Origin of the sequence: Afipia sp. 1NLS2 (assembly GCF_000178995.1) — a bacterium.
Taxonomy (GTDB): domain Bacteria; phylum Pseudomonadota; class Alphaproteobacteria; order Rhizobiales; family Xanthobacteraceae; genus Afipia.
Map to the genome: position 1 here is coordinate 56,664 of NZ_ADVZ01000001.1, position 16,520 is coordinate 73,183.

General features: G+C 62.3%; 19 protein-coding genes and 3 riboswitches. Of the genes, 8 read left to right on the forward strand and 11 right to left on the reverse strand.

What is annotated here, in order from left to right; genetic code table 11:
* Window positions 1-101: 101 nt before the first annotated feature.
* Window positions 102-204: riboswitch (glycine riboswitch) on the forward strand.
* Between the two features lie 2 nt (window positions 205-206).
* Window positions 207-292, forward strand: a riboswitch (glycine riboswitch).
* A 44-nt stretch (window positions 293-336) separates the two neighbouring features.
* The 3 genes from gcvT to gcvP all read left to right on the forward strand — a co-directional run bounded on the left by gcvT (window position 337) and on the right by gcvP (window position 4,782).
* A complete protein-coding gene (gene gcvT, locus AFIDRAFT_RS00305) occupies window positions 337-1,488 on the forward strand; it encodes a glycine cleavage system aminomethyltransferase GcvT (protein WP_009336922.1) in 1,152 nt (383 codons plus the stop codon).
* A gap of 8 nt (window positions 1,489-1,496) precedes the next feature.
* Window positions 1,497-1,862: a glycine cleavage system protein GcvH gene (gene gcvH / locus AFIDRAFT_RS00310; RefSeq protein WP_009336923.1), complete on the forward strand. Its 366-nt coding sequence runs from the start codon at window positions 1,497-1,499 to the stop codon at window positions 1,860-1,862.
* A 67-nt stretch (window positions 1,863-1,929) separates the two neighbouring features.
* On the forward strand, window positions 1,930-4,782 hold the full coding sequence (gene gcvP, locus AFIDRAFT_RS00315) for an aminomethyl-transferring glycine dehydrogenase (RefSeq protein WP_009336924.1): 2,853 nt from the start codon (window positions 1,930-1,932) through the stop codon (window positions 4,780-4,782).
* 200 nt (window positions 4,783-4,982) lie between these two features.
* Here the strand turns inward: gcvP and recA are convergent, their stop codons facing one another.
* Window positions 4,983-6,065 carry a recombinase RecA gene (gene recA / locus AFIDRAFT_RS00320; RefSeq protein ID WP_009336925.1) on the reverse strand — a complete coding sequence of 361 codons (1,083 nt, stop codon included), beginning with the start codon at window positions 6,063-6,065 and terminating at the stop codon, window positions 4,983-4,985.
* A 220-nt stretch (window positions 6,066-6,285) separates the two neighbouring features.
* On the opposite strand from recA, the gene AFIDRAFT_RS00325 reads away from it, so the two are divergent.
* Entirely contained in the window at window positions 6,286-6,915 is a 630-nt protein-coding gene (locus AFIDRAFT_RS00325) for a cation efflux transmembrane domain-containing protein (protein WP_083801604.1), read from the forward strand.
* Between the two features lie 26 nt (window positions 6,916-6,941).
* Here AFIDRAFT_RS00325 and crcB read toward each other — a convergent pair whose 3' ends face one another.
* From crcB to AFIDRAFT_RS00345, 5 genes are all read right to left on the reverse strand, one after another.
* The gene (gene crcB / locus AFIDRAFT_RS00330; RefSeq protein ID WP_009336927.1) at window positions 6,942-7,325 is read right to left on the reverse strand and encodes a fluoride efflux transporter CrcB; all 384 of its coding nucleotides are present in this window, start codon (window positions 7,323-7,325) and stop codon (window positions 6,942-6,944) included.
* Window positions 7,322-7,531 carry a hypothetical protein gene (locus AFIDRAFT_RS00335; RefSeq protein ID WP_009336928.1) on the reverse strand — a complete coding sequence of 70 codons (210 nt, stop codon included), beginning with the start codon at window positions 7,529-7,531 and terminating at the stop codon, window positions 7,322-7,324. Before AFIDRAFT_RS00335 ends, crcB begins: the two co-directional genes overlap by 4 nt.
* Before the next feature lie 53 nt (window positions 7,532-7,584).
* Window positions 7,585-7,646, reverse strand: a riboswitch (Fluoride riboswitch).
* 48 nt (window positions 7,647-7,694) lie between these two features.
* Complete coding sequence (locus AFIDRAFT_RS00340; protein WP_009336929.1) at window positions 7,695-7,856, reverse strand: Flp family type IVb pilin; 162 nt, start codon at window positions 7,854-7,856, stop codon at window positions 7,695-7,697.
* A 168-nt stretch (window positions 7,857-8,024) separates the two neighbouring features.
* Window positions 8,025-8,186: a hypothetical protein gene (locus AFIDRAFT_RS19920; protein WP_009336930.1), complete on the reverse strand. Its 162-nt coding sequence runs from the start codon at window positions 8,184-8,186 to the stop codon at window positions 8,025-8,027.
* A gap of 62 nt (window positions 8,187-8,248) precedes the next feature.
* Complete coding sequence (locus tag AFIDRAFT_RS00345) at window positions 8,249-9,478, reverse strand: Spy/CpxP family protein refolding chaperone (protein WP_349509545.1); 1,230 nt, start codon at window positions 9,476-9,478, stop codon at window positions 8,249-8,251.
* 135 nt (window positions 9,479-9,613) lie between these two features.
* Between AFIDRAFT_RS00345 and AFIDRAFT_RS20395 the strand changes: the two genes are divergently transcribed.
* Window positions 9,614-9,859: a hypothetical protein gene (locus AFIDRAFT_RS20395; RefSeq protein ID WP_349509546.1), complete on the forward strand. Its 246-nt coding sequence runs from the start codon at window positions 9,614-9,616 to the stop codon at window positions 9,857-9,859.
* A gap of 345 nt (window positions 9,860-10,204) precedes the next feature.
* On the forward strand, window positions 10,205-10,396 hold the full coding sequence (locus AFIDRAFT_RS00350; RefSeq protein ID WP_009336932.1) for a hypothetical protein: 192 nt from the start codon (window positions 10,205-10,207) through the stop codon (window positions 10,394-10,396).
* Window positions 10,397-10,435: 39 nt separating this feature from the next.
* Here AFIDRAFT_RS00350 and AFIDRAFT_RS00355 read toward each other — a convergent pair whose 3' ends face one another.
* Window positions 10,436-10,744, reverse strand: coding sequence for a hypothetical protein (locus AFIDRAFT_RS00355; RefSeq protein WP_009336933.1), 309 nt, complete (start codon window positions 10,742-10,744; stop codon window positions 10,436-10,438).
* Between the two features lie 250 nt (window positions 10,745-10,994).
* On the opposite strand from AFIDRAFT_RS00355, the gene AFIDRAFT_RS00360 reads away from it, so the two are divergent.
* Together AFIDRAFT_RS00360 and AFIDRAFT_RS00365 are read left to right on the forward strand one after the other, a co-directional pair.
* Window positions 10,995-12,203 (forward strand): GNAT family N-acetyltransferase, encoded by a 1,209-nt coding sequence (locus tag AFIDRAFT_RS00360; RefSeq protein WP_040297669.1) that lies wholly within the window; start codon window positions 10,995-10,997, stop codon window positions 12,201-12,203.
* Window positions 12,200-13,141 (forward strand): JmjC domain-containing protein, encoded by a 942-nt coding sequence (locus AFIDRAFT_RS00365; protein WP_009336935.1) that lies wholly within the window; start codon window positions 12,200-12,202, stop codon window positions 13,139-13,141. Before AFIDRAFT_RS00360 ends, AFIDRAFT_RS00365 begins: the two co-directional genes overlap by 4 nt.
* Window positions 13,142-13,147: 6 nt before the next feature.
* On the opposite strand, the gene AFIDRAFT_RS00370 is transcribed toward AFIDRAFT_RS00365, so the two are convergent.
* From AFIDRAFT_RS00370 to AFIDRAFT_RS00385, 4 genes are all read right to left on the reverse strand, one after another.
* Complete coding sequence (locus AFIDRAFT_RS00370; RefSeq protein ID WP_009336936.1) at window positions 13,148-13,807, reverse strand: DsbA family oxidoreductase; 660 nt, start codon at window positions 13,805-13,807, stop codon at window positions 13,148-13,150.
* Window positions 13,808-13,865: 58 nt separating this feature from the next.
* Window positions 13,866-14,549 (reverse strand): SET domain-containing protein, encoded by a 684-nt coding sequence (locus AFIDRAFT_RS00375; protein WP_009336937.1) that lies wholly within the window; start codon window positions 14,547-14,549, stop codon window positions 13,866-13,868.
* A 137-nt stretch (window positions 14,550-14,686) separates the two neighbouring features.
* A complete protein-coding gene (locus AFIDRAFT_RS00380; RefSeq protein WP_040297941.1) occupies window positions 14,687-15,919 on the reverse strand; it encodes a multidrug effflux MFS transporter in 1,233 nt (410 codons plus the stop codon).
* 127 nt (window positions 15,920-16,046) lie between these two features.
* Entirely contained in the window at window positions 16,047-16,517 is a 471-nt protein-coding gene (locus tag AFIDRAFT_RS00385) for a VOC family protein (protein WP_009336939.1), read from the reverse strand.
* Between the last annotated feature and the right edge of the window lie 3 nt (window positions 16,518-16,520).

The following is a 16,520-nucleotide window of genomic DNA, read 5'->3' on the forward strand; positions in this document are numbered from 1 at the left end:
AAAACGGGCGAAACCAGGCAAACTGTCATTTAACGGAGGGATGACGGCAGACAGCCGCGTTGACAGTCCCAGAATCCCGTGTTTTGCTTTGCAGCATAACGACCCGCACACCGGGAGAGACTGGCCGCTTTTGAAATGGAAAGCAGCCGGCGCCGAAGGAGCAACCGCCCCGGAAACTCTCAGGCAAAAGGACCGTGTGAGGGACGATACATCTGGAAAGAGATACGGCCGGAAACGGTGCGGTATCCGCCGACGGGATAATACTCTCAGGCACAGCGACAGGTGGGGCTTCGGCAGGGTTTCGGGACTTTTCCCGCAAACCCACAGGAGCAACCCATGCTGGCGCAACCCAACACCCCTTCCGAGCTGAAAAACGTACCCCTGCACGCGCTGCACGTCTCTTGCGGCGGCAAAATGGTGCCATTCGCCGGCTATGAGATGCCGGTGCAATACGCGGCTGGGGTATTGAAAGAACACCTCCATACTCGCACTTCCGCCGGCCTGTTCGACGTCTCACACATGGGCCAGATCAGGCTCCGGCCGAAATCGGGCCGGATCGAGGATGCTGCAACCGCGCTGGAGCGTATCGTTCCGCAGGACATTCTTGGCATCGCACCGGGGCGCCAGCGCTATGCGCTATTCACCAATGATGAGGGCGGTATCCTTGATGACCTGATGGTCGCTAATTTCGGCGACGAGTTGTTTCTGGTGGTGAACGCCGCCTGCAAGGCTGCCGACGAGGCGCATCTGCGCGACCATCTGGCCCGCGATTGCGAGATCATCCCCCTGCCCGACCGCGCACTGATCGCCCTGCAGGGCCCGAAGGCCGTGGACGTGCTGGCGAAGTTCGATGCCGCTATCGCATCGATGCGCTTCATGGACAGCGGCCCGCGCACCCTGATGGGCATCCCCTGCTTCGTCTCGCGCTCGGGCTACACCGGCGAGGACGGTTTTGAGATTTCGGTTCCCGCCGCGGACGCGGAGCGGCTGGTGACGACGTTGCTCGCGGACGCCGCGGTGCTTCCCGTGGGTCTTGGCGCGCGCGACAGTCTGCGGCTCGAAGCTGGTCTCTGTCTTTACGGCCACGACATCGACACAACCACGACGCCGATTGAAGCGGCGCTTGAATGGTCGATCCAGAAAGCCCGCCGCAAGGGCGGCGCGCGCGAGGGCAGATTTCCCGGTGCAACCACCATCCTGCGCCAATTGGAAGAAGGCGCCCCGCGCCGTCGCGTCGGCCTGAAGGTGGAAGGACGTGCCCCGGTGCGTGAAGGCGCGCCTTTATTCGCCGACGCATCCTCCACCAACAAGATCGGCCGCGTCACATCCGGCGGTTTCGGCCCGAGCGTCAACGGGCCCGTCGCCATAGGCTATGTGCCCACTCCGCTCGCCACGCCGGGTACCGGACTGTTCACCGAACTACGCGGAAGCCGCCTGCCGATGCAGACCGCCAAACTGCCTTTCGTCGCTCCCACCTATCAACGCTAAGGAAATCCATGACCACGCTTTTCACTTCCGATCATGAATGGCTCCAGATCGACGGCGATACCGCAACCATCGGCATCACCGACTTCGCACAGAACCAGCTCGGCGACGTGGTATTCGTCGAGCTGCCCAAGGCAGGCCGCACCCTGAAGAAGGCCGAAACCGCCGCGACCGTGGAGAGCGTGAAGGCGGCATCGGACGTCTACGCACCGGTGTCCGGCGAAGTCATCGAGTCCAACGACGCGCTCGCCGCCGATCCCTCGCTCATCAATTCCGACCCGCAGGGCAAGGCGTGGTTCTTCAAGCTTAAGCTCGCCGACAAGAGCGAACTGGACGGGCTAATGGATGAAGCGGCCTACAAGGCGCAGACGGAGTGACCCTTTTCGTCATGTCGGGACGCGCTCTGCATGACGAGACCAGACAGATTTCCTTCGAGGATATCCCATGACGATGCATCGCCCATCCAACGAGCCCGCCACCACCTTCGCCCGGCGCCATATCGGCCCTTCGCCGCGTGACATCGATGCGATGCTGAAGACGATTGGCGCATCGAGCCTCGACGCACTGATGGATGAGACATTGCCAGCCAATATCCGGCTCAACCGTCCGCTCGATCTTCCGCCTGCCCTGAGCGAAGCCGACGCGCTCGCGCACATGCGCGAACTCGCGGGGCAGAACCGGGTTTTCACCTCGCTGATCGGACAAGGTTATTACGGCACGCAACTGCCCACGGTGATCCTGCGCAACATTCTGGAAAATCCGGCCTGGTATACTGCTTACACGCCGTATCAGCCGGAAATCAGCCAGGGCCGGCTGGAGGCATTGTTCAATTTCCAGACCATGATCTGCGACCTCACGGGGCTTGATGTCGCCAATGCTTCGCTGCTCGATGAGGCAACCGCGGCAGCCGAAGCGATGGCGCTGGCCGAACGCTCGAGCACCACAAAGAATCGCGCGTTCTTCGTTGACCACAACGTGCTCCCGCAAACGCTCGCGGTGCTGCGCACGCGCGCCGAGCCGCTCGGCTGGACGCTCATCGTCGGCGATCCCGCGCATGACCTCGAGGGCGCGGACGTGTTTGGCGCGCTGTTGCAGTATCCCGGCATGGACGGCGCAATCCGCGATCTCCGCCCCGCCATTGCGGCGCTGCATGCCAAGGGCGGCATCGCCATCGTCGCCGCCGATATTCTGGCGCTGACGTTGCTCGCCTCGCCCGGCGAACTCGGCGCCGATATTGCAATCGGCTCGACCCAGCGTTTCGGCGTGCCGATGGGCTATGGCGGCCCGCATGCCGCCTACATGGCGGCGAAGGATGCGCTCAAGCGCGCCCTGCCCGGCCGCCTCGTCGGGCTGTCGGTGGATTCGCGCGGGCAGCCCGCCTATCGCCTCGCATTGCAGACGCGCGAGCAGCACATCCGCCGCGAGAAGGCGACCTCCAACATCTGCACCGCGCAGGTGCTGCTCGCGATCATCTCCTCGATGTATGCGGTCTATCACGGCCCCGAAGGCCTTATCGACATCGCGCGGACCGTGCATCGCCGCGCGGCGACACTCGCCGGCGGACTGCGGCAGCTTGGCTTCACGCTAGCCAGCGACACCTTCTTCGACACCGTAACGGTAAAGGCGGAAGGCGCCCAGCGGGCCGAGATTCTATCCCTCGCAAAAGCCGAGCGGCTCAATCTGAGGATCGGAAAGAACGAAATCGGCATCGCGCTGGATGAAACCACGACGCCTGCGATCGTCGAGGCGGTGTGGCGCGCGTTCGGCGGCGCGCTCGACTACGCACAGGTCGAGCGTGAGACGCATGACGCACTTCCCTCCGCGCTCTTGCGCACCGCCCCGTTCCTCACCCATCCGGTGTTCCATGCCTATCGCTCGGAAACGGAACTGCTGCGCTACATGCGCAAGCTGTCCGACCGCGACCTCGCGCTCGACCGCGCGATGATCCCGCTCGGCTCCTGCACCATGAAGCTGAACGCGACCACAGAGATGATTCCGCTGACGTGGTCCGAATTCGGCAACGTCCATCCCTTTGCCCCGAAAGAACAGGCCGCCGGCTATCATGCACTGTTCGCACGGCTGGAGACGTGGCTTGCGGAAATCACCGGCTATGACGCGGTGTCTCTACAGCCGAACTCCGGCGCCCAAGGCGAATATGCGGGCCTGCTCGCGATCCGCGCCTATCATGTCTCGCGCAATGAGCCACAGCGCGATGTCTGCCTGATTCCCGCGTCCGCGCACGGCACCAACCCGGCGTCGGCCAGCATGGCGGGTATGAAGGTGGTGGTTGTGGCCTGCGACACGCACGGCAATGTTGATGTCGCCGATTTGCGCAAGAAGGCGGAGGCGCATGCCGACACGCTCGCCGCGATCATGATCACATATCCCTCGACGCATGGCGTGTTCGAGGAAGCGATCCGCGAGATCTGCGATATCGTCCATGCCCATGGCGGGCAGGTCTATCTCGATGGCGCCAACCTCAACGCCCAGGTCGGCCTCGCCCGCCCCGGCGATTACGGCGCCGACGTGAGCCATCTCAACCTGCACAAGACCTTCTGCATTCCGCATGGCGGCGGCGGCCCCGGCATGGGGCCCATCGGCGTGAAGAAGCATCTCGCGCCGTTCCTGCCGCCGGTCAGTCTTGAGACAGGCGCGGTCAGCGCCGCGCCCTACGGCTCGGCCTCGATCCTCACCATTTCCTATCTGTACATCCTGATGATGGGTGCGGACGGGCTGCGCCGAGCCACCGAAGTGGCGATCCTCAACGCCAACTACATAGCAAAGCGCCTGGATGCGCATTTCCCGGTGCTGTATCGCAACCACAACGACCGCGTCGCGCACGAATGCATCATCGATCCTCGCCCGCTGAAAGCCGCGTGCGGCGTCACCGTCGATGACATCGCCAAGCGGCTGATCGATTACGGCTTCCATGCGCCGACCATGAGCTTTCCGGTCCCCGGCACACTGATGATCGAACCGACCGAATCCGAATCGAAGGCGGAGCTGGATCGATTCTGCGAGGCGATGATTGCGATCCGCCGCGAGATCGCCGAGGTGGAAGACGGCAAGTTTCCGATCGATGCCTCGCCGCTGCGCTACGCGCCGCACACCGTTCACGACATCGCCGACGACAACTGGCAGCGGCCTTACTCACGCGTGCAAGGCTGCTTCCCCGACGGCAGCCCGCAGCAGGACAAATACTGGTCGCCGGTCGGCCGCGTCGATAACGTCTATGGCGATCGTAACCTTGTCTGCTCCTGCCCGCCGATCAGCAATTACGCGCAGGCGGCGGAGTAACCGGTTTCCAAAACAAAACGGGCCCTGAGGATGTCGGCAACTCAACATCCGCAGCGCCCGCTTTGCCTTCCAAAGGACGATGGTGTCCGGGCAAGGATTCCCGTCTTGCCCGCATCGCCCGGACCTGAGCAGTTCCCAAGCCCCGGAATTTGTCTGTTCATGCGAGGCGCGCCAAGCGTGATCCCGCACGAGAAGGACGATCAGTCCTCCGCTTCCTCGTCGTCATCGCTCTCCGGCTTGCCGGCTAGAATCTGCTCGGCGATCAGGCCGGAATTCTGCCGGATCGCGGCTTCGATCTTGGCGGTCATGTCCGGGTTGTCGCGCAGAAACGCCTTGGAATTCTCGCGGCCCTGACCGAGGCGCTGGCTGTCATAGGAAAACCAGGCGCCGGACTTCTCGACGATGCCGGCCTTGACGCCAAGATCGAGGATCTCGCCCATCTTGGAGACACCCTCGCCGTACATGATGTCGAATTCGACCTGCTTGAACGGCGGCGCAAGCTTGTTCTTCACCACCTTGACGCGGGTGGAGTTGCCGATCACCTCGTCGCGCTCCTTGATCGCGCCGATGCGGCGAATGTCGAGGCGGACGGAGGCATAGAATTTCAGGGCATTGCCGCCCGTCGTGGTTTCCGGCGAGCCGTACATCACCCCGATCTTCATGCGGATCTGGTTGATGAAGATCACCATGGTGTGGGACTTGTTGATCGAAGCCGTCAGCTTGCGCAGCGCCTGGCTCATCAAGCGCGCCTGCAAACCCGGCAGCGCGTCGCCCATCTCACCCTCGAGTTCGGCGCGCGGCACAAGAGCTGCGACCGAATCGACGATCAGCACGTCCACCGCGCCGGAGCGCACCAGCGTATCGGCGATCTCAAGCGCCTGTTCGCCATGGTCGGGCTGGGAAATCAGCAGTTCATCGACATTGACGCCGAGCTTGCGGGCATAGACCGGGTCCAGTGCATGTTCGGCGTCGATGAAGGCACAGGTGCCGCCCTTCTTCTGGGCCTCGGCCACCGTATGCAGCGCCAGCGTGGTCTTGCCGGAGGATTCAGGACCGTAAATCTCGACCACCCGGCCCTTCGGCAGCCCGCCGACGCCGAGCGCGATGTCGAGCCCGAGGGAGCCCGAGGAGATCACCTCGATGTCCATGGAGCGGTCGGCCTTGCCGAGCCGCATCACCGAGCCTTTACCGAACTGGCGTTCGATCTGCGACAGGGCGGCCGTGAGGGCCTTGGTCTTGTCCATCGACGTTCCTTCAACGATACGCAGGGCGGCTGGGGCCATAGGGGTCACTCCTTATGTACGGGATTCGCCGGCCGGACAAACGGGCTTCCCTGAAGCGGCGGACCGGAATCGCTGAAAACGTCCGATTGAATAAATGTACCCTATTTGTTCCTTGTTCGCAATATGTTCTTGCAGCGAGCGGCCCAAATTTTACAAAACCTGATGGCGCAACAACCGCAGCCGAGGTTCAATTTCGAATGATGATCCTTATACTTATCTCATGAGCGGATGTTGTAGTTCAGATCATTGCTGTGCTCCCGATCCTCACCAAGGAAATCCGGGATACCGCAAAGCCCTGTGGGCTGTTCTGGCAATCAATGGGGCGATGTTCGCCGTTGAGGTCATCGCCGGACTCGCTGCCGGTTCTGCATCGCTCCAAGCAGACGCCCTCGACTTTCTCGGCGATACGGCAAACTACGCGATCAGCCTGATCGTCGTCGGCATGGCTCTCCGCTATCGCGCGCTCGCCGCCACGGCCAAGGGCGCGACCATGGCCATATTCGGGCTATGGGTGATCGCAACCCTCATCTGGCATGTTGTTCAGGGAACGCTTCCCAACGCCTACACCATGGGCGTGGTTGGCTTCACCGCGCTGCTCGCCAACGTAGCCTCGTTCGCATTGCTCTGGGCCTATCGCGATGGCGACGCCAACATGCGCTCGGCGTGGATATGCACACGAAATGACGTACTAGGAAATCTTGCAGTTCTTGCAGCCGCCGCCGGTGTGTTCGGCACCGGAACGGGCTGGCCGGATGTGATTGTGGCGTCGATCATGGCCATGCTTGCATTGCAGGGGGCCTTCATCGTCCTGCGACGATCGTCAGCAGAGTTGCGAGCCAACCCTGCTTAAGACCACCCCAATCCTCCATCCTCTGCTCACGCCATCGTCCGCACCAGATGCATCGCACCGATCAGAGCGCCGAGTGACAGCAGCGCCGAAGCCACCATGTAGGCGGCGGTCGCGGCGAATTCACCGCGCTCGATCAGATAAAAAGAATCAAGCGAGAAGGTCGAGAACGTAGTGTAGCCGCCGCAAAAGCCAACGATGAGAAAGATCCGCACCGCCTGCGGCAGATTCCATCGCATCGCGAACAGGCTCGCAAAGAGCCCAATCACGAACGAGCCGGTGATGTTGATGATGAGCGTCCCCCAAGGAAAATCCGTGCCAAACAGCCTGCCCGCGCCGATGCCGACCAGATAGCGCGTCACCGAACCCAATGCTCCACCGAGCGCCACTGCCAGAATAAAAATCCAGTTCACTTGTCTCGTCCTATCATCATCCATTCAGCCATGCCTGTCAGCAGGCCGAGCATCATCAACGGCACGATCAACTCCGTATCCGCATCGAGCAGATACGCAGCAACCGTCACGGCCCAGATCGAGCCTGTGATCCAAAGTGCGATGGCAAGAGAATGAGGAAGTCTTGAACGAGAAGATCTCTCACGAGGCGACCCAGCCATTGTCATGCACCCTTTCCTGGGCGCATCGCTGGGAGAAATCGCTCCTACCGACGCGAAAGCGCCTGGTAGGAGTCATCAGCCTTGCGGCGGTTATCGGGGGAACTCCATCCCCATCATGGTTCAAGAAGGTTAGCGGCTGCAATCCGCCGAGGCAAGCGCGGCGGCTTCGTTACTGTACGGCGGCGCGGATCATCTCGTACTTGCCGTTCAGCGCCGAGCCAATCCCATTGACCGCCACGAGGATAACGATCGAAAGCCCCGCAGCGATGATGGCATACTCGATCGAGGTCGCGCCGGACTGATCCAGGAAGAAGCGTTTCAAGGTTTTCATGGGGAGGCACCGTACCGGCGAACCCTCAAGGCCCCGTAAATGAAACCGGGCGATTTTACCAGTTTCCGCGAATAAAGTGCCCCCGGGGCAAGCTTTCCCGAACCCAAATCATCCTGATGTTGTGATGCGATATAATGAGCTGCCACCCGGAAGGGCTGGCCGGCCTTGCTAAAATGGCGGAACCGCGCGGGCCACACGCCCCGCCTGCGCTCCTATCTCGTAGATGTCACCGAACAGATAGATTGCGCCTCCGAGCGCAACCATGACCGCAACGATGGCCAGAAGCTGCAGATCGACTGCATCAAAACCGCCCTTGAAGTGAAGATGCATAAGCCGCCTCCACTGGATACGATTTCTGTCTTGCAACGCTCCCTAGTTTATCACCATTCCCTTTAACGGACGATGGTGATGATGTGCCTCAGCACACTTTCCACCCCGTGGATGCCATGGCGGTGGTGGCGCCGCCCGCGCGACCTGCGCTGCGCGGGCTGATCCTCCGCATCCTCGTTACTGGCCTGCTGGCTGCCGGAGCGATCCGGGCCAATGGCTTCGAACTGTGCCTTCTGCTCGTCGCTCAGCGTGCCGTAGAAGTCGTCCAGCGCTGCATGCACCGATTTCACCGCGCCGAGCAGCGCATCGAGGCGCTCGCTCGCCGCCGCAAGCCGAGCGGGCGGGGTCAGCGCGGTGGACGGGCGGCAGGTCGCTTTCAGCGAATCCGCGGCCTTGAAGGTCGCATCCTGCAGTGCGGTCAGCTTCACCTTCTGCGCGTCACTGGGTTGCAGGCGCTTGTTGATCTCATCGGTCGGCCAGGCCACCGCATCCGAGAGCGAGGTGATGCCACAGCTTCCATCGGACGAAGTCGTCCCCTTGCCGCCCTGCTTCTCGCGCGGCGACATCGCAACAAGCCTCGCCTTCTGGTCGTCATTGAGCAGGCCGTAGAACTTCTCCATCGCTGGCTGGATGATACCAATCGCCGACTTCATCGCCTCGATCCGCCGCTCCATCGCCGCAAGCCTTGCGGGCGCGGTGAGCGGAAGCGTCGTCGGACAGGCCTCACGGATGGTCTGCGCCGCCTTCACGGACGCATTGCCAAGCTCATCGAGCGCCGCGCGCTGCGCGTCATCCGGCGAGATTGCCTGCTGGATCTTGTCGATCGGCAGACCGGCGATGTCGCCACTGTCGGCTCCGCACATCTGGGCCAACTGGTCCTCGTCGGACGGTGGCGTCTGCGCGGCCTGACTGCCGGAGCCAGCGGAAGGTGCGCTTCGACGTGACGGCAAATAACCGCTCAGCGAATCGTAGCCGTAGGGTGAGAACAGCCCGGCATAGATGTCGCCATAGCCGTAATCCCAGAAGGCCGGACCGTAATCATAGCCCCACAGACCGTAGTCATAGAGGTCGTAATAAGCGAACGGCCAGAACAGCGGTCCGACCCAGCCATAGCCGCCATGGCCATGGCGCCACCAGCCGTGACGATGCCCCTGCCAGCCGGCCGTCGCCGCGGCTGCGACCAGCGCCGTGCGCGCGACCGGACTGCGCAGCGCGTTGCGATTACGCAGCGCGCCATTGACCGAACGCGAACGCAATCCCTGACGCACCGCAGCCGCCCGGGGCGAATTCACTCGTGCCGCACGGTTCGTCGCAGCGATCCCGGTGCGCTGCGATGCCGTGCGCGCCGCATTCCGGGGCCTGCGGTTGACGGCGCGGCCGGCATTGCGCGTCCCGCTTGGCCTTGCGAACGAACGGGAAGCCCCGACATGACGGTTTCCATGGAATTGGCGCACACCGCCAAAATGGCGTGCGCCTCCAACATGCGCTCCGCCGAAATGACGGGCCCCGCCGCTGAAACGGGCGCCGCCTCCGTGGAAAGCTCGTCCACCACCGATATGGCCGCCGCCAAAATGCGCGCCGCCACCGCGGCCGCCGCCCATATGAACGCCGCCGCCATGTCCTCCGCCTCCGCCACGCGGACGCGCGTCGGTCGTTCCGGACAAGGCTGCTAGGAGAGCAAATGCCACAACGGCGATTTTGAAAAAGTATCGCATGGCTTCACGCCTCGCGTAAAAATAATCATGTGCAAACACATCAATGTTGAATCAAGCTGAAGGTTCCGCCGAATCTGTGCGCTGTTGTCGCAGCCGCACGCTTTACGCTGGGATGCCAGCCATTATCCCGAAATCGTGAGAACGGATTCCAGATGTTTTGCGTGACTGATGTTTTTAGGACTCGCGTTTTGAAAGCACGACGCTCATACTCTTGACATCACCGCTTAGCCTCCAGGCAATTCGCGGTGACTGAGAGACCGTTGAGCTCCCGTCTGTCGTTAGACGTTTTACGGAGACGCTCGCATGAACGACCGTATCTCCATCGCTCCATTAAACTGGAAGACTCTTGTCGCGCAGGCACGCGCGGAAGCGGACGCCGCTCCCGAAGGGCGCGACCGCGACAAAATCCTGGAGCGTGCAGAACTGCTCGAAATGTCGGCGCATATCGAAGGCTGGCTGAATGCTTCCGACTTGCGTCCTCCGATCGGACGCTGACGCCGCATCGAACAGAATGAAAATTAAAAAAGCTGAGCGCTAGTGCGCAGCCTTCGCGGCGCTCTTGCTTGAGCTCTTGGCTTTATGACCGCTCTTTGGCGCGGACGTTTCGGCTGAACGCACGTTCGCCCAGGGATCGTTGCTCGCCTTTTGATCCGGAATCTTGGACTGGGCATCGCGGGCCGCTTTCTCAAGCTTATCCTGCCGCGCCTTTTCCTCTGGCGACATCTGGTTGCCGCCGCCGAGTTGGAAGCCCGGCATCGGCATTCCCTGCGCCATTGCGGCCCCGCCCGGCAAAGCGATCAGTGCGGCGGCCAGACAGGCCGCGAAATAACCCTGTCTTTTCATGGACAAACTCTCCAATCCGGAGCGGCTTATAGCAAAATCGGCAGCGGCGGTCCAAGCCGATCTCGACCTGCATCAAGCCCTTGCAGGATAACGGTTTCCCGCACCATCCGCCTATTCGTGGTTAAAAAGCGGCTAAACCGAGGGCTCGAATTTGGAGCATTGCTCCAAGCCTATCTTGAAATCTCCCCGCTAGGTTCCACCCACCGTCCGCGCACCGTATTGCCGTGCGAGGCGGCTGGGGACTTCGGACGTGACCGACACCATGCATGCCGCCTCTGTTGCAGGCCAGGCCCGCTCGCCGGATTCGGCGAACGCCGCTGCGCAGCCACGTCATGGCGTCCGCGCAATTTCCCTGACCGGCATTTCCCTTCCCGCGTGGCGGTCTCTTGCCGAACGCGCCGCCGAACCGAACGCCTGCTACCTGCCCGAATGGGAATTGGCGGTGAACGCCTTTTCCCCAGGCCGCACCAATGCCAGGGCGCTGAGTTGCCATGCTGACAATGGCGAACTGATCGGCCTGATGCCTACGGTCTCCGCGCTGCGCGCCTACCAGTTGCCGCTGCCCGCTTTTGTAACAGCGGATGCCTTTCCGCCGCTCGGCACCATCCTGATCGACCGCGACAAGGCCGATGAAGCCGTCAGCGGATTGATGCAGCAGGCCCGCGAGAACGGTGCCCGTGCCTTGATCCTGCGCGATACACCGATTGAGGGCGGGGTGATGCAGGCCTTCACCCGCGTGCTCGGCTGGAGCGGCCTGCGCCCGATCGTTCTGAAAGCCCACAAGCGCGCGCTGCTCGACGCGACGCTCGACGCCGACGAATTGCTGCACGAGGCGCTCGGCTCCAAGAAGCTGAAGGAGCTGCGACGCCAGCGCAACCGGCTCGGCGAATCCGGCGAGGTGACGTATCGCATCGCCTCCACCTCCGACGAGGTCATTCCCGCGCTGGAGGTCTTCCTCAAGCTCGAAGCCAGCGGCTGGAAGGGCAAGCGCGGCACCGCGCTGCTGCAGAACGAAGGACACCTCGCCTTCATCCGCCGTGCCGTGCGCGACATGGCGGCGCGCGGGCATGGTCAGGTCATCTCGCTGTATGCCGGCAACACCCCGGTGGCGGCGGCGGTCGTCCTGCGCCACCTCGACCGCGCGATCTATTTCAAGCTCGGCGTCAATGAGCGCTTCGCCAAATACTCACCGGGCGTGCAGATGACGCTCGAACTGACCCGGCAGATGTGCGCCGATCCCGCGATTGCTTCTGTCGACTCCACCGCCGACGCCAACCACTCCATGATCGATCCGATCTGGCGCGAACGCCTCGCCGTCGGTGACATCCTGATTCCGCTCCACCGCAACGATCCGTTCGTGCCGCTGATCCGCGGCGCACTGGCGCTGCGCCGCGCCGCGATGGTGCCTGCGCGCAAGGCCGTGCATCTCATTCGACGCATAAAGGAAAAACGCTCATGAACGCCGCCTCTCATGTCGCTCCCGTGATCATGGCATCGAACGATTCACTGAACCGCGACTTCCCGCTGAAGCCGTTCGCGATCCGTCACATGCTGGCCGGGCATCCGCTGCTGACGCTGCCGCGCATCGCCAAGCTCGCCTCGGATCTTCCGCGCGACCTGATCGAATACAATTCCGGCGCCGCCAATATCAGCCAGGACCCCGACAAGGTGCAGTCGGTCAATCTCGATCCGGTCGAGGTCGTCAACCGCATCGAGACGGCGGGCGCATGGATGGTGCTCAAGCGCATCGAGAAGTCGCCGGAATACCGCGCGCTGCTCGAAGACACCCTGCTGTCGGTCGCCCGCGCCCGCGGCTTCAACAGCCTCGCCGAGGCCGGCTTCTCGCAGATCGAGGGCTTCCTGTTCGTGTCCTCGCCGAATTCCACCACGCCGTTCCATCTCGATGGCGAGGATAATTTCTTCGTCCAGATCCATGGCGACAAGACCTTCGCCATTTTCGACAACCGCGACGGCGCTATCGCCGACAACGCACAGGTCGAATACTGTACAACCAAGCATCGCAACGTGCCCTATAACGACAGCTTCAAGTCGCGCGGCGTGGAATATCATCTGGTCGGCGGCGATGGGTGCTACGTGCCCTACCAGTGGCCGCACTGGGTCAGGACGGCGGACTCTTACTCGATCTCGATGGCGGTGACCTGGAAGACGCCCGAAGTCCGCCGCCTGAACGACCTTCACACTTTCAATTCGATGCTGCGCGGCCTTGGCCTGCCGCAGGCTGCGCCCGGACAAAATCCGGGCTGGGATGCCGTGAAGCTCGCGGTATTCCGCACAAGCCGCAGCATCATCGAGCCGCTGCGCAAATCGGAGACGATGCGCCGTGTGCTTCGTCGCATCGCGCTGGGCAAGAACGCAAATTATTACCTGAAGGCCTGATATCCTTCAGGCTTGGCGGCTTGTCTCCGTCGCAAGTTGACGGATTGCCGCCGCCAGTTGCTCGGGCGGCTGCGCGCCGGAGACGGCGTATTGTTGTGCGAAAACATAGGTCGGCACGCCGCTGATGCCTTTGTTTGAGGCTTCAGTTGCCTGTGCCGAGACGAGATCGATATCGGCATCGGAGCCAAGGCGCTCACGCATCTCGTTGGCATCGAGGCCGATATCGGCCGCAGCCTGCACCAGCACATCCAGTTTCGTGAGATCCCCGCCGTCGCGGAAATAAAGCTCCATCAGCCGTTGCTTCATGGCCGCCGCCGCGCCAGAGGCGCCCGCCCAATGGATCAGCCGATGGCAGTCGATGGTATTGGGCTGGCGCTGCATGCGCTCGGAGTTGTACTGCAACCCCTCCTCCGCCGCCGCTTCCTTGACGCGGCTGGCAATGCCTTTGTAGGCCTCGACTGATCCGAATTTGGTGACGAGATAATCCTCGCGCGACATGCCTTCGCGGGGCACCCACGGATTGAGGAAGAACGGCCGCCAGTTCACCTCGACGGGAATATCCTGCACGAGCGCCAACGCGCGCTCGAAACGGTGCTTACCGATGTAGCACCATGGGCAAACGACATCGGAGACGACATCGATCTGAAGCGGATGGGAAGAAGCCATGACAAACTCTCGCGCGGGAATGATCCCGAGATAAGCGCAAGAGGAGAATAAGCAAGCCTCAGGCGGTGACGCCGCCGCTGCGCAACGCCGTGCCGCGAGATGCGCGCACGGCACCTTCCGCCTGCGGGCCGGGACGCGCGCCGCTGCTGGCCGCCCGCGCGTATTCCGCCGTCCTGCGGCTCGAGGCACGAGCCGTCGTGGAGGCCTTCACACTCTTGCTCTTGGCGTTCTTGGTCTTGGTTGGCTTGGCCTTCGTGGATTTGGCCGCCTTCTTCTGCGCCTTCAGCTTCTCTTTCGCCTTTTCGGCGCGGGCCTCGGCGCGCTGCTTCGCCCGCTTCTTCTCGCAGGCCGCGCACTTGCACCCGATCGGCTTGAGGTATTCCTTGAAATACTCGGTGCCGTAATCGTAGTTGATCTCCTCGCCTGGTGCGATGTTCTTGATGGCGCGGATATAGACCGTGCGCTTGCGGGAATTGACGTCGGATTCCGCATTCGGCCGGCAGGCGTGGTTGATGTAGCGGGCAGTATTCTTGCGGACCGACCCGTCGATGGTCCAGCGGCTGTTGATCTGGAACAGGTACTTGTTCTCGACCGCGTCATCCTCCTTCTTCCGGCAATCCAGCATGGGGCCGAAATAGCGGATGATCTTGGTGCCTTTCTTGATCGGCTTGGTGGCAAACAGACCGAGGCCGGTCTTGGAGCGTCCGATACGATAGGGCTTATTCGACGAGATAACAGGCATGACCGACCACAGGATAGAGTACGCCGCTTAGTAGAGCGATTCCGGCCAGCATGTCATGCCTTTCAGGAAATTACATATGACATTGGCATGACCGTCCCCAATCTATTGAGGCTGTCCACGGGTTCCGGGGAAAGCGCCTATTCTGCAGGCTGCGGCGCAAGAGCGTCACGCCGCAGCGTCACCAAGCTGAGACACAAAGCGCAGCAGGCGCAAGCGGCGATGATCGCCACCATCGGCAGCGGATGGCCATCGAAAAACAGGCTCGCCAGCGCGATCACCGCGCCACCAGCCACCATCTGCAGCGTCCCGGCCAGCGACGAGGCGATTCCCGCAATCGGACCATGCTCCTCCAGGGTCAGCACCATGGTGGTCGGAATGACGAGGCCGAGGAAGGCGAAGCTCATGAACAGCAGCGCGATCAGCACGGCGAGGCTGTCCACCCCGGCCAGCGTCACGCCGAGCAGCAACAGCGCGAAAAACGTGTAGATCGCGGCCGCGGTCATCACCACCCGCGACAGGCCGAACCGCCTGCCGAGCGTGGCGGCGAACTGCGAAGCGCCGATGAAGCCGAACGCGTTGATGGAGAAGCCGAAACTGTATTGCGTCGGCGTCAGGCCGTAATGGCCGATATAGATGAACGAGGAACTGGCGAGAAAGGCGAAGAAGCTCGCCATGCCGAACCCGCCGATGAAGGTCAGGCCGAGAAAACGCGGATCGGCCAGCAAATGGCCGAACCCGCGCAGCACGCTACGCACGTTCGCCTCGAGCCGCTGATGATGCAGCCGCGTCTCCGGCAGAAAGACAAGGATCAGCGCGAACGCCAGCACCGCCGCGATGGTGACGGCGACGAACACCGCGCGCCAGCCGAACGGCACGATCAGCGCGCTGCCGGTCACCGGCGCCAGAATCGGCGAGACGCTGAACACCAGCATCACCAGCGACATCAGCCGCGTCGCCTCATTGCCGGTGTGCAGGTCGCGAATGATGGCGCGCGGAATGACCATCCCCGCCGCAGCGCCGATGCCCTGCACCACGCGCGCCGCGATCAGCCACTCGACACTCGGCGCGAATGCGCAGCCGATCGAACCCACGATGAACAGCGTCAGTCCGGCATAGAGCGGCGGCTTGCGGCCGACCACATCCGACAGAGGCCCGTAAATGAGCTGGCACACGCCGAACGCCATGAAGAACGCCATCAGCGTCATCTGCGTCGCGGCCGTGGAGGCCTTCAGGTCGGCCGCAATCGAGGGCAGCGCCGGCAGATACATGTCGATCGCGAACGGACCGACAGCCGACAACAGGCCCAGGACGATGGCGTTTCTGGCGTAGCTTCGCGCGGACACGGACAAATCTTTCTTGGTGGTTTCCATCAGGGCGGAAATCACGACATGCTTGATACAAAGGATGGATGCTGACCGGCCCCGCTTCTGCGGGGCGATGCACAGCATCTACCTCAAATCGGCACTATTCCCAAATATTCCCAAGGGCGATGACGATTTATTGACCGTCAAAGGCTTTTTGCAGACCGGCGATGTCAAGTTTGACCATCTTCATCATCGCCGTCATCACGCGGTCGGTGGAGGCCTGATCGCCGCTCCACAGCTTCGGGAAAATACGCGGCGCGATTTGCCACGCGACACCGTATTTGTCCGTCAGCCAGCCGCAGGCCATGGTCTGGCCGCCCGCGCCGAGCTTGTCCCAATAGTCGTCGATCTCCGCCTGCGTATCGCACAACGCCACCAGCGAGGTCGCCGGACTGAACTGGAATTGCGGATTGCCGTTCAGCGCAAGCACGCGCTGGCCGTCGAGCAAGGCGGTAACGGAAATCACCGCACCTTTCGAGAACGGTCCTACCTCACCCGCGCGATGGACATTTTCCATGCTCGAATTGCGGATGATGGAAACGTAATACCGCAGCGCCTCTTCGGCTTCCGACTTGAACCACAGACAGGGAAACAGATTCGACATCAC

Excerpts from the sequence above, each read along its gene's own strand:
- AFIDRAFT_RS00340 (WP_009336929.1), bottom strand. The coding sequence starts at position 7,856 with ATGAAAACCTTGAAACGCTTCTTCCTGGATCAGTCCGGCGCGACCTCG.
- AFIDRAFT_RS00370 (WP_009336936.1), bottom strand. The coding sequence starts at position 13,807 with ATGGCTTCTTCCCATCCGCTTCAGATCGATGTCGTCTCCGATGTCGTT.
- AFIDRAFT_RS00385 (WP_009336939.1), bottom strand. The coding sequence starts at position 16,517 with ATGTCGAATCTGTTTCCCTGTCTGTGGTTCAAGTCGGAAGCCGAAGAG.
- gcvH (WP_009336923.1), top strand. The coding sequence starts at position 1,497 with ATGACCACGCTTTTCACTTCCGATCATGAATGGCTCCAGATCGACGGC.
- AFIDRAFT_RS00350 (WP_009336932.1), top strand. The coding sequence starts at position 10,205 with ATGAACGACCGTATCTCCATCGCTCCATTAAACTGGAAGACTCTTGTC.
- AFIDRAFT_RS00335 (WP_009336928.1), bottom strand. The coding sequence starts at position 7,531 with ATGACAATGGCTGGGTCGCCTCGTGAGAGATCTTCTCGTTCAAGACTT.
- AFIDRAFT_RS00365 (WP_009336935.1), top strand. The coding sequence starts at position 12,200 with ATGAACGCCGCCTCTCATGTCGCTCCCGTGATCATGGCATCGAACGAT.
- AFIDRAFT_RS00325 (WP_083801604.1), top strand. The coding sequence starts at position 6,286 with ATGAGCGGATGTTGTAGTTCAGATCATTGCTGTGCTCCCGATCCTCAC.
- AFIDRAFT_RS00380 (WP_040297941.1), bottom strand. The coding sequence starts at position 15,919 with ATGGAAACCACCAAGAAAGATTTGTCCGTGTCCGCGCGAAGCTACGCC.
- gcvP (WP_009336924.1), top strand. The coding sequence starts at position 1,930 with ATGACGATGCATCGCCCATCCAACGAGCCCGCCACCACCTTCGCCCGG.
- AFIDRAFT_RS20395 (WP_349509546.1), top strand. The coding sequence starts at position 9,614 with ATGACGGTTTCCATGGAATTGGCGCACACCGCCAAAATGGCGTGCGCC.
- gcvT (WP_009336922.1), top strand. The coding sequence starts at position 337 with ATGCTGGCGCAACCCAACACCCCTTCCGAGCTGAAAAACGTACCCCTG.
- AFIDRAFT_RS00355 (WP_009336933.1), bottom strand. The coding sequence starts at position 10,744 with ATGAAAAGACAGGGTTATTTCGCGGCCTGTCTGGCCGCCGCACTGATC.
- AFIDRAFT_RS00375 (WP_009336937.1), bottom strand. The coding sequence starts at position 14,549 with ATGCCTGTTATCTCGTCGAATAAGCCCTATCGTATCGGACGCTCCAAG.
- AFIDRAFT_RS19920 (WP_009336930.1), bottom strand. The coding sequence starts at position 8,186 with ATGCATCTTCACTTCAAGGGCGGTTTTGATGCAGTCGATCTGCAGCTT.
- recA (WP_009336925.1), bottom strand. The coding sequence starts at position 6,065 with ATGGCCCCAGCCGCCCTGCGTATCGTTGAAGGAACGTCGATGGACAAG.